General features: G+C 70.9%; 17 protein-coding genes. 16 read left to right on the top strand and 1 reads right to left on the bottom strand.

Translation table 11 applies throughout. From position 1 onward, the window contains the following. Positions 1-126 precede the first annotated feature (126 nt). The 14 genes from ACZ37P_RS07530 (at position 127) to ACZ37P_RS07465 (ending at position 8188) form a co-directional block, all read left to right on the top strand. Positions 127-1035, top strand: a complete 909-nt coding sequence (locus tag ACZ37P_RS07530) for a hypothetical protein (protein WP_467345438.1) — start codon at positions 127-129, stop codon at positions 1033-1035. Between the two features lie 3 nt (positions 1036-1038). Then, complete coding sequence (locus tag ACZ37P_RS07525) at positions 1039-1758, top strand: ATP-binding protein (protein WP_467345436.1); 720 nt, start codon at positions 1039-1041, stop codon at positions 1756-1758. Positions 1759-1775: 17 nt separating this feature from the next. Then, on the top strand, positions 1776-2048 hold the full coding sequence (locus tag ACZ37P_RS07520; RefSeq protein WP_467345434.1) for a hypothetical protein: 273 nt from the start codon (positions 1776-1778) through the stop codon (positions 2046-2048). Next, entirely contained in the window at positions 2045-2377 is a 333-nt protein-coding gene (locus ACZ37P_RS07515) for a hypothetical protein (protein WP_467345432.1), read from the top strand. Before ACZ37P_RS07520 ends, ACZ37P_RS07515 begins: the two co-directional genes overlap by 4 nt. Continuing rightward, positions 2374-3294: a DUF5131 family protein gene (locus tag ACZ37P_RS07510; protein ID WP_467345430.1), complete on the top strand. Its 921-nt coding sequence runs from the start codon at positions 2374-2376 to the stop codon at positions 3292-3294. The genes ACZ37P_RS07515 and ACZ37P_RS07510 overlap by 4 nt, the downstream gene beginning before the upstream one ends. Before the next feature lie 44 nt (positions 3295-3338). Next, complete coding sequence (locus ACZ37P_RS07505; protein WP_467345428.1) at positions 3339-3602, top strand: zinc finger domain-containing protein; 264 nt, start codon at positions 3339-3341, stop codon at positions 3600-3602. After that, positions 3599-4417 (top strand): DNA adenine methylase, encoded by an 819-nt coding sequence (locus tag ACZ37P_RS07500; protein ID WP_467345426.1) that lies wholly within the window; start codon positions 3599-3601, stop codon positions 4415-4417. The genes ACZ37P_RS07505 and ACZ37P_RS07500 overlap by 4 nt, the downstream gene beginning before the upstream one ends. After that, positions 4414-4662 carry a hypothetical protein gene (locus ACZ37P_RS07495; protein ID WP_467345425.1) on the top strand — a complete coding sequence of 83 codons (249 nt, stop codon included), beginning with the start codon at positions 4414-4416 and terminating at the stop codon, positions 4660-4662. The genes ACZ37P_RS07500 and ACZ37P_RS07495 overlap by 4 nt, the downstream gene beginning before the upstream one ends. Before the next feature lie 14 nt (positions 4663-4676). Continuing rightward, on the top strand, positions 4677-5075 hold the full coding sequence (locus ACZ37P_RS07490) for a hypothetical protein (protein ID WP_467345423.1): 399 nt from the start codon (positions 4677-4679) through the stop codon (positions 5073-5075). Beyond that, a complete protein-coding gene (locus ACZ37P_RS07485) occupies positions 5075-6124 on the top strand; it encodes a DNA cytosine methyltransferase (RefSeq protein ID WP_467345421.1) in 1050 nt (349 codons plus the stop codon). Before ACZ37P_RS07490 ends, ACZ37P_RS07485 begins: the two co-directional genes overlap by 1 nt. A 320-nt stretch (positions 6125-6444) precedes the next feature. Then, a complete protein-coding gene (locus ACZ37P_RS07480) occupies positions 6445-6627 on the top strand; it encodes a hypothetical protein (RefSeq protein WP_467345420.1) in 183 nt (60 codons plus the stop codon). A 34-nt stretch (positions 6628-6661) separates the two neighbouring features. Continuing rightward, a complete protein-coding gene (locus ACZ37P_RS07475; RefSeq protein ID WP_467345419.1) occupies positions 6662-6862 on the top strand; it encodes a hypothetical protein in 201 nt (66 codons plus the stop codon). Between the two features lie 121 nt (positions 6863-6983). Next, positions 6984-7262 carry a hypothetical protein gene (locus tag ACZ37P_RS07470; protein WP_467345417.1) on the top strand — a complete coding sequence of 93 codons (279 nt, stop codon included), beginning with the start codon at positions 6984-6986 and terminating at the stop codon, positions 7260-7262. Beyond that, entirely contained in the window at positions 7259-8188 is a 930-nt protein-coding gene (locus ACZ37P_RS07465) for a hypothetical protein (protein WP_467345416.1), read from the top strand. Before ACZ37P_RS07470 ends, ACZ37P_RS07465 begins: the two co-directional genes overlap by 4 nt. A 196-nt stretch (positions 8189-8384) precedes the next feature. Here the strand turns inward: ACZ37P_RS07465 and ACZ37P_RS07460 are convergent, their stop codons facing one another. Next, the gene (locus ACZ37P_RS07460) at positions 8385-8681 is read right to left on the bottom strand and encodes a hypothetical protein (RefSeq protein WP_467345414.1); all 297 of its coding nucleotides are present in this window, start codon (positions 8679-8681) and stop codon (positions 8385-8387) included. 105 nt (positions 8682-8786) lie between these two features. Here ACZ37P_RS07460 and ACZ37P_RS07455 point away from each other — a divergent pair, with 105 nt between their 5' ends. Next, positions 8787-8984, top strand: a complete 198-nt coding sequence (locus ACZ37P_RS07455) for a hypothetical protein (protein WP_467345412.1) — start codon at positions 8787-8789, stop codon at positions 8982-8984. Positions 8985-8989: 5 nt separating this feature from the next. After that, positions 8990-9208 carry a hypothetical protein gene (locus ACZ37P_RS07450; RefSeq protein WP_467345410.1) on the top strand — a complete coding sequence of 73 codons (219 nt, stop codon included), beginning with the start codon at positions 8990-8992 and terminating at the stop codon, positions 9206-9208. Positions 9209-9215: the final 7 nt, after the last annotated feature.

The following is a 9215-nucleotide window of genomic DNA, read 5'->3' as shown; positions in this document are numbered from 1 at the left end:
CCAACATTCATGTGGACAAGTGTATGTTGGCTATCAGGGAAAGCGCCAGTGCACGAAAGGACCTCCCTAGGTCCTTGGTTCCACATGCTCTGAGCCCGAGCCCAGCACGAACGAGAAGAGATCACCGTGAGGATTCGCCGGACCAAGCTGAAGGGGGATTTCGTGCAACTCCCCAACAGCACCGTGCGAGACGAGCGCCTCAGTCACATGGCCCGCGGCATCCTCGCCGAACTGCTAAGCCGCCCCGATGGATGGGAGGTCACCGCAGACGACACGTGGCGTGCCTCCGTCGCTATTCACGGCAAGGACAGCCCCGGACGGCGCCAGTTCCGTGCCGCCTTTGCCGAACTGAAGGAATACGGCTACCTGATAGGCACCCGCGAGCCCATCGGCGGAGGTCGCCACGCCACAGTGCTCACCCTCACCGACGTACCACATGCCGGTACGTCGGTGCGACCTGCGGAATCCCCGAACGATGCAGGTGGGACCGACATGCCACATGCCGGTATGTCGGACAGCCCGACCGACGTACCACCAGGTGGCACCCCGGTGCGACCTGCACAAACAGACGTTCTTGCAGGTCGCACCGACGTACCGCTTACCGACGTACCACACGCCGGTACGTCTATAGAAGAAGACGGTCTTAAGAACACGGGGTTGAAAACCTCTTCTTCGCGGCGGCAACCTGCCCGCCAGATCACCGATGAGGACAAGGTCGAGTTCGGCAACTTCTGGGCGCTCTTCCCCAAGAGCCAGGACCCGAAGAAGACCCGCGACGCCTGGACCGCCGAAGTCCTCGACGGCGCCGACCCCCGGCAGATCACCGCCGCCGCCGTGGCCTACGCCCACGACCAAGCAGGCAACGACTGGCAGTTCGTCAAGTCCTCCGCTGGCTGGCTCCGCGACAAGCGCTACCTCGACAAACACGCCCCCGTGCCCGACGGCAAACCCAACCTCAAGGCAGTGAGGGGCTTCGGGCATCGCCCCTACGAGCCTCCGCCCCCCCACGTCTACCACCAGCAGAAGGGCTTCTGACCCATGCCTGAACCCAAGCGCCTCGGCGGAGAGGAGGTCATGCGCCGCATGCAGGCCATCCTCGAAGCCCGCGGCCTCGGCAACATCGAACCCGGCCCCGTAGACCAGACGCCGAACCCCGACGAGCCCGGCCACCCCGAGTACCACCACCGTCAGCGTGTCGAGATCGCGGTCGGCCGTTGGCGCACCGCCGTGCCCTTCCGGTACCGGGACGCCACCGCCACCCACCGGGACATCGCCGCGTGGGCGGACCGTGCCGCCGACGACTGGCGCTCCGCCGGATTCCTCGTCCTCACCGGAACGTTCGGCACCGGCAAAACCCACCAGGCATACGGTGCGCTGCGCCGCATCGCCGAGTCCGGGCCCGACCGCTTCGAGATGATCGCGATCACCGCCCCCGACATGTACGGGCTCCTGCGCCCCGGCGGGTCCGAGCGCGGCACCGAAGCCGAACTGAAGCGGCTGTGCAAGATCCCGCTGCTGCTGCTCGACGACCTGGGCACCGAGAAGATCAGCGAGTGGACCGAGGAAGCCACGTACCGGCTCCTCAACGAGCGCTACAACGAATGCCGTCCGCTGATCGTCACCAGCAACTTCCCCACCCGCAGTGCCGACGGCGAAGACCTCAGCGACCGGCTCGGCGGACGCATCGCCTCCCGCCTCGCCCAGATGACGACCGTCGTCGTCCTCGACGGCCCCGACCTCCGGCGGGTGGTCGCGTGAAAGCCGACGACCCCCGCATGGCCACCGTCGAGTGCGCCATTGCCCGCATCAACTACGACGCTGGCAAGACCAGCATCGAGATCGCCCAGCAGTGGATCGTCGCCCACCTCGAAGCGTTCATCGCCGTTCGCGATGAGCGCGCCAAGAACCCCATGAACTTCCCCGGCTTCGGTGACGGCACCCCGGAAGAGACTGCCCGCCGAGTCGTTGCCCGCTTGCTCGACGCCGGATGGCGCCCTCCGGCTACCGAATGCCTCGACCTCCCAGCAATCCCCGAGGAACTGTCGTGAGCGCGGATGGTCTGACGCCGGAGGACACGGCGGCGATGCGTGCGACGCCGGGGGACTGGCGCGAGTACCTGCGCTCGGAGATGAACCGGGGCCGCCAGCGGGCTGCTGACGCCGCGAAACCCCCGGACAAGCCCGCCCGGCGCAGCAACCAGAAGCCGGGCGCGTGGCCCGCCGGTACCCGGCCGCCTGACCCGCCGGAGCCGGTACCGCCCGAGGAAGTCCAGCGGGCGATCACCGAATACCGCCACTGGCTCAACGCCGGATCGCCGCCCGGCCAGTACCGCTGCGAATGCCCCAACTGCCAACTCCTCGAAGGAGGAACCCGATGACCGGGATCGAGTGGACCGACCAGACGTGGAACCCGACGACGGGCTGCGACCGCATCAGCCCCGGGTGCGACAACTGTTACGCCCTGACGATGGCCAAGCGCCTGAAGGCCATGGGGCAGGCCAAGTACCAGACCGACGGCGACCCGCGAACCTCCGGCCCCGGCTTCGGCCTCGCCGTCCACGCTGATGTGCTCGCCGAACCCCTGCGCTGGAAGAGGTCGCGCCGCGTCTTCGTCAACTCCATGAGCGACCTCTTCCACGCCCGCGTGCCCCGCGAGTTCCTGGCCCGCGTCTTCGCCGTGATGGCCGCCACCCCGCAGCACACCTACCAGATCCTCACCAAGCGGCCGGAGCGCGCCGCCCGCATCCTCACCGACCTGTGCACCTGCGGCCGCGGGCACCCGCCAGGCGAGCACTTCCGCTCCGACATGGAGTGGGCCGCCACCTCCCACAGCCCGACCTACGTACCCGGCCTGGAACACGGCATCTACCACCGATCCGGGTGGCCCCTTCCCAACGTCTGGATCGGCACGAGCATCGAGTCCGACGCCTACGCCCGACGCGCCGACGCCCTGCGCGGTGCCCCGGCCGCCGTCCGGTTCATCTCCGCCGAACCGCTGATCGGGCCGCTCACCCACGCCATGAGCCTGCGTGACATCGACTGGCTCATCGTCGGCGGCGAGTCCGGCCCCGGCGCCCGCAGGCTCGGAACGGGATGGGTGACAGCCCTGATCGAAACCGCCCGGAGCACCGGGACTGCGCCGTTCGTGAAGCAGCTCGGGTCCGTCTGGGCCCGCGACACCGCGTGGGGAGGCCAGTCCGTCCACGCCCTGGGCGACCCCAAGGGCGGCGACCCGCAGTACTGGCCCAGCAACCTGCGCGTCCGCGAGTACCCGGCGACGGCGGTGTCGGCGTGACGGCCCGTTGGGGTGCTCCGGCGCCGGAGGGGATCCGGCATCTGGTGCGCGCCCCCCACCACCCCGCCCGCGCCGTCCCCTGCCCCCACTGCCTGGCCCACCCGCACAACCCCTGCACCACCATCAGCAAGCGCCGCCGCCTCACCGAACCCCACCCCGGCCGCATCACCGCCTGGGTCCGCATCGTCGCCTGCTGCCCCACCTGCCGAGTCGAACCCGGCGTCGAATGCTGGTCCGTCGACGGAACCCCGCTCGCCTCAGGCGCCGTCCACCCCCAGCGCGAAGCCGAAGCCGAGGTGGCGGCATGAAGTCGCCCGTGCCGTACTTCGGCTCTAAGCAGCGCATCGCCCCGTGGATTGCCAGCCTCCTGCCTGCCCACGAGCACTACGTCGAGCCGTACTGCGGCGGTCTGTCGGTGCTTTTCGCGAAGCGACCCGCGGCGATGGAGACGGTCAGCGACCTCGACTCCGAACTCATGACGTTCTGGCGCGTCCTGCGTGACCGGCCAGCCGAACTCATCCGGGCGTGCGCACTCACCCCGCACGCCCGCGCCGAGCTCACCGCGACGTGGGAACCGACCGACGACGAACTGGAACTGGCCCGCCGCATCTGGTGCCGCCTCGCCCAAGGCCGGTCCGGAACGCTGCGGAACACCGGGTGGCGGCACTACATCGACCCCGCCGGGTCCGCTGTCGGCATGCCCGGCTACCTCGAGGCCTACGTCGACCGGCTCGCCGCTGCGGCCGAACGACTTCACGCGGTGTCGCTGGAGAACCTGCCCGCGCTCGACCTGATCGCCAAGTACGGCAAGCAGCCCAAGGTGCTGCTGTACGTCGACCCGCCGTACCTCGGCAGCACCCGCGGGTGGGGCAACAACTACCGGCACGAAATGTGCACCGAGGAAGAGCATCGCGAACTTGCGGCCGTACTCGAGGCCTGCGCGTCGACGATCGTGCTGTCCGGCTACGACAGCCCGCTGTACCTCGAGCTGTACGCCGACTGGCGCCGGTACTCGACGGCCACGATGACCGGCAACGCCACCACGGCGAAGGAGCGCACAGAAGTGCTCTGGTCCAACCGCGAGTTGGCTGCTCAGCAAGACCTCTTCGGGGAGGCGTCGTGACCCCGCTGGAACGCCTTCTCGCCGAGGAGTTGCCGACCGGCCGGTTCGGGGACACGGCGCCAGCCCCCAGCCCCGTGGTACCCCCGCCCGCCCGCGCCACGGCACCACCCGGAGACCCGCCCCCCGACCCGGACGCCGCCGCACACCGCGCCGCCCTCCTCGCCGCACTCGGTAGCGCCCCGCTCAACGTCCGCGCCCGCACCAAACCCCGCCGCCACCTCCACGCCCTCCCGCCCGCCGCCTGAAAGGCACAAGCCGCATGCCTGTTACGTCCGTTTCCGACCTGCACGAACGGGTCCGCCGAGCCCTCGCCGGAGCCGAGAACTTCACCTACGACTCGCTTGAACCCTGGGACTTCCAGCAGCAGACCGTAGCCGTCCTGCACGTCTTCGCCGACCACTGCGACACCGCCGGGGCCGACTACACCCGGCGCGCGCTCAACGAACGGGCCGCGGGCGCTTTCGCACTCATGGAGACCTGCCTGCGTGCCGCCGGACAGGCTGAATACGCAGCAGCCCGCTGCGACGTCGTGGCCTGCGACCCGGACGGCGGCGAGCCGTGCACCACGCACGAGCGGCTGCTCGCCCACGCCGAGGGCGACCACGAACTCTGCGACCACCAGTCCGCCGCCGCGCGCCCCGAAGGGAGCGCGGCCTGATGATCCTCGACGGGTTCGCGGGCCCCGGTGGCTGGGCCGAAGGGCTCCGGATGCTGGGCCTGTCTGAGGTCGGCCTGGAGTGGGACCGGTGGGCGTGCGCGACGCGGGTAGCGGCCGGGCACCGGATGACGGTCCGCTGCGACGTGAGCCAGTACCCGACCGCGCCGTTCGCCGGGCGGGTCACCGTGAAGGTCGACAGCCCGCCGTGCCAGCCGTACAGCCGCGGCGGACTCGGACTCGGCCTGCAAGACCAACCGCTCGTGACCCAGGCGGTCGACGACCTCGCACACGGCCGCGACACCCGGGCAGCGCTCAAGGCGGCCTGCAAGGACCCGCGGTCGATCCTCGCCGCCGAGCCGATGCGGTGGCACCACGACCTGCGCCCCGAGACGATCCTGATGGAGCAGGTGCCCGCCGTCCTCCCCCTGTGGGGGCAGTACGCGGTCATCCTGCGCAGCTTGGGCTACAGCGCCTGGGCCGGTGTCCTCAACTCCGCGGACTACGGCATCGGCCAAGCCCGGCGCCGCGCCATCCTCATCGCCTCACGTGTCCGCGACGTCACCGCGCCCGCGCCCACACACACCCAGAATCCGCAGGGCGACGGACTGTTCGGCCCCGGGTGTCTCCCGTGGCTGACCATGGCCGATGCACTCGGCTGGGGCTACACCCGACGCCCGGCTCCCACTGTGACCGGCGGCGGCACCGAGACCGGTGGCGCCGAACCCTGGTCATCCACCTCCCGGGCCGCCATGCGGGCCGCCGTGGACAACCCCGGCCACTGGGCCTGGGCCAAGCCCGCCCCGACCGTCACCGGCACCCGCGGGCACGTCGGCGGCAAGCAGGCCGGCGGCCACCTCAACCTCACCGCGCAGGACGCGGCCCGGCTCCAGACATTCCGGGACGGTTACCCGTTCCAGGGCAACGGCGGGCAGATCGCGCTCCAGATCGGCAACGCCGTACCGCCGCTGCTCGCCGCCCACATCGCCGCCGCCGGCCTCGGCCTGGACCTCGCCGAAGCGCTGGCTGCACGGGTCACTGATGCCGCGTGACTGCCCACCAGCGCCACGCCGGGTGGGCCCCCTTTCCGCTGCTGGCGGTTGCTGCGGGCCGGGGTTGCCGCCCTGGAGCAGGCGCGGCGGTCGGCTGGCGGGTTGCAGGCGGCGTTGCAGAGGGCGCGCGCCGAACTCACCGTGCTGCGGCGGGACGTGGGTGCTCCGGACACCGTGACCCCGTCGCGGGCCGTGGTGCCGCCTCTCCCGGCCTCTGGGGTGACGGACGCCCCTCGCTAGCCCCGCACCCGAGTTAGGGCCGCACGCGGGCACGCAGCCCGTCCCGCCCGAACGCACACCCCGCCGAAACGGAGACCGCCATGACCGGCGCCCCGCCCACCGCCACCGGGCCGCCTTGGGACTTCACCACCCGAACCGGGCACCGCGCCTTCCTCGAACACTGCCGGAACCCGCCCTCGATGGTCGCTGAACTCATGCGCGGCCGGACGTACACCGACGACGAACCCGCGACGTACGAACAACTCACCCTCGACCTCACCTGACCCGAACCCCACCCGACCGAACCGGAGACCCGACATGCCCACCAGCCCCTGCCCCGCCGCCTGCGGCGGCACCCGCGCCCCGCGCCAATACCTCTGCCGCAACTGCTGGTTCGCACTCCCCGCCGCCACCCGCACCGCCCTCAACGACCCCGGCCCCCACGCCATGGAGCGCCTAAGGGCACTCCTCGACCAGATCCACGCCGGCGTCCCGCTCGCCGCCATCCACATCAAGTGATCGTCCGTACGCCTGTCTCCAGCCCGAACGAGCACACGAACGACCCGAGACCCGTGTACGGCCGTGATCGCCCGCCACGCGCCCGCACAGCCCCGCCACGACACCACGGAGACCCACGACCATGACCCACCCCACCACCATCGAGCCCGGCCAGGAGTACGAGTCCTACGACCCAGGCCACGGAGTCATCACCCGCATCCGCATCAAGGGCACACCAACCCCCACCGGTCGCTGGGGCGTTCCGAACGTCGCCGTCATCACGATCGCCCCCGACGGGCGGGAGCTGCGCCCACGCACCATCCCCACCCGACACCTGCACGCGTCGCCCATCCGCAAGACCGGCTACCGGCTCGTCCAGCACGTCGACGGCACGCCCGCCAACCAGGAGACCAGCCGATGAGCCACCCGGTTCCCGACCCGGCCGCGCGCCTCACGGCCGCCGCCACCCACCTCCGCACGCTCGCGACCGCCGCATCCACCGGCCGCAGCGGCGAGCCGACCGCCCACTGGACCTTCACCGAGCAGCGCTTCGACTCCGGCAGAGGCCAGGGCAGCGGCATGCTCCGCGCCACGGACGGCCTCGACGTGGCAGCCGACCCGCACCTCGGCAAGGCGCTCATCCACGGCAGCGGCGGTACACGAGGCCGCGCCCCGTCCCTTGCCGTGCAGCACGGGCAGTACATCGCCGCGATGGACCCCGCGCACGGTCTGCTCCTGGCCGACCTCCTCGACTCCGCAGCCCGCGACGCCCGGATGACCGGTAGCGACCCGGCCCCGGCCGAAGGGGTGCCCGCCGCGTTGACGGACGAGATGGTCGCCGCTCTGGGGGTCAGCCGCGAGCAGGCCGAAGCGTTCTGGGCCAGCCACCACGGCGACCCCGCACTGACTGGTGCCACGCTCCGCGACCGCATTACTCGGGCCATCCACCGGTACGACTACGACCACGGTCTGTCCGGCAACGGCATACCCAGCCGCCATCATCGAGGCGAAGCCGACGCCGTCCTCGCCGTCGTGCAGCCGCACCTGGACGAGCTGGCCGCGCTTCGCCAAGTCGCCCGCGGCTACTGCCCCCAGTGCGGGCGGGGCGACGCCGCACCGACCGTCACTGACTGGGAGGCGCAGCGCGCCCGCGCGGAGACCGCCGAGGCCGCGCTCGCCCGCGTCCGGGAAGTGGCCCGCCGTCTCACCTCCCATGCCGCCGGGTTCCAGGACGTCCTCGACGAGATGGACCGCGACCCATGGGCCAAGACGGTCCGCGCAGACCTTAACGACCTCCGCACGCTCCTCGCCCCGCCCGCCGACCGGCCTGAGGGGGACGCGCCGTGACCGGCCCGACACCCACACCCCGAAGCGAGCAGCCGGGCGTCCCCCACGCCTACCTGTCCACTGGCTGCCTGCACGGTGAGCACGCCTACTGCCAGGGCAAGACGGGGCAGGCCGGGGCGAAGAAGCCAGCACAGTGCAAATTCTGTGGCGCGGCGTGCGCATGTCCTTGCCACGACCAGGCGGCCGGGCGGTGACGTCAGGGGGCGGGCGGTGCGGCGTCGGCGGCGCGCGCCTTCATCTGCTCGGCTCGGCTGCGGTACCGCTCGTCCGGTTCGATGCCCTCCTGGCGGGCGAGTTTCCGCACGTAGGCGGCCGTCCACCCGGACCGTTTGGTGACCTCGGTGGGTCGGTGTGCACCGTCGCGCAGGGCGGCGAGGACCAGTTCCTTCAGCTCTTCGCTGGACTTCTTGAGGCGGTCGGCGTCGCGTTTGCGCCGGGCCCCTGCGGCGGCGATGTCGTCGAGGGTCGGCGGCTGGGGCTCGGTCGCTGTCATGGCACCAAGGTACCGCAACTGGGTTGCGGTGGACAGCGGAGGGCGATAGCTTAATTGAAGCAGCGCAATCAAGGAGCGCTACCCAAGATCTATGAGGAGACCGTCATGACCGCCGACGCCCGCACCCGCCTCGCTGACTCCCTCGCCGCGTCCGTCAAGGCCGAGGAGACGTACCTGGTCGACATCGCCACCAAAGCGGCCGACCCGGCCACCCGCCGGGCTGCGGCCGACGCCTACGACACCGTCCAGACCGTCAACAACGCCTCCGGCATCCGACGGCTCATCGACGGCGCGGGGCGGTGACCGACGTGAGCAAGCCCGAGCAGGGGTCCCACTTCTGGTTCATGTCGATCGTCGGCCGGAATGCACTCGGCGTGCGGCAGGAACACCACACGGGCTACCTCGACCCGCCCACCGGTGCCACCCGGTTCGACATGTTCAACGACATCTCCGGTCGCGTCGTCGCCACCACCACCATCGTCGATTTCACCGTCATCGCCTTCGACATCCAGCCCAACAAGCTCTGAGGAGCAG

The organism is Streptomyces sp. NPDC024632, assembly GCF_055559175.1.
The sequence above is the reverse complement of the archived record's forward strand: the minus strand, read 5'-3'. Positions and strand labels throughout refer to the sequence as shown.

Excerpts from the sequence above, each read along its gene's own strand:
- ACZ37P_RS07525 (WP_467345436.1), top strand. The coding sequence starts at position 1,039 with ATGCCTGAACCCAAGCGCCTCGGCGGAGAGGAGGTCATGCGCCGCATG.
- ACZ37P_RS07520 (WP_467345434.1), top strand. The coding sequence starts at position 1,776 with ATGGCCACCGTCGAGTGCGCCATTGCCCGCATCAACTACGACGCTGGC.
- ACZ37P_RS07510 (WP_467345430.1), top strand. The coding sequence starts at position 2,374 with ATGACCGGGATCGAGTGGACCGACCAGACGTGGAACCCGACGACGGGC.
- ACZ37P_RS07500 (WP_467345426.1), top strand. The coding sequence starts at position 3,599 with ATGAAGTCGCCCGTGCCGTACTTCGGCTCTAAGCAGCGCATCGCCCCG.
- ACZ37P_RS07490 (WP_467345423.1), top strand. The coding sequence starts at position 4,677 with ATGCCTGTTACGTCCGTTTCCGACCTGCACGAACGGGTCCGCCGAGCC.
- ACZ37P_RS07485 (WP_467345421.1), top strand. The coding sequence starts at position 5,075 with ATGATCCTCGACGGGTTCGCGGGCCCCGGTGGCTGGGCCGAAGGGCTC.
- ACZ37P_RS07480 (WP_467345420.1), top strand. The coding sequence starts at position 6,445 with ATGACCGGCGCCCCGCCCACCGCCACCGGGCCGCCTTGGGACTTCACC.
- ACZ37P_RS07475 (WP_467345419.1), top strand. The coding sequence starts at position 6,662 with ATGCCCACCAGCCCCTGCCCCGCCGCCTGCGGCGGCACCCGCGCCCCG.
- ACZ37P_RS07470 (WP_467345417.1), top strand. The coding sequence starts at position 6,984 with ATGACCCACCCCACCACCATCGAGCCCGGCCAGGAGTACGAGTCCTAC.
- ACZ37P_RS07465 (WP_467345416.1), top strand. The coding sequence starts at position 7,259 with ATGAGCCACCCGGTTCCCGACCCGGCCGCGCGCCTCACGGCCGCCGCC.
- ACZ37P_RS07460 (WP_467345414.1), bottom strand. The coding sequence starts at position 8,681 with ATGACAGCGACCGAGCCCCAGCCGCCGACCCTCGACGACATCGCCGCC.
- ACZ37P_RS07455 (WP_467345412.1), top strand. The coding sequence starts at position 8,787 with ATGACCGCCGACGCCCGCACCCGCCTCGCTGACTCCCTCGCCGCGTCC.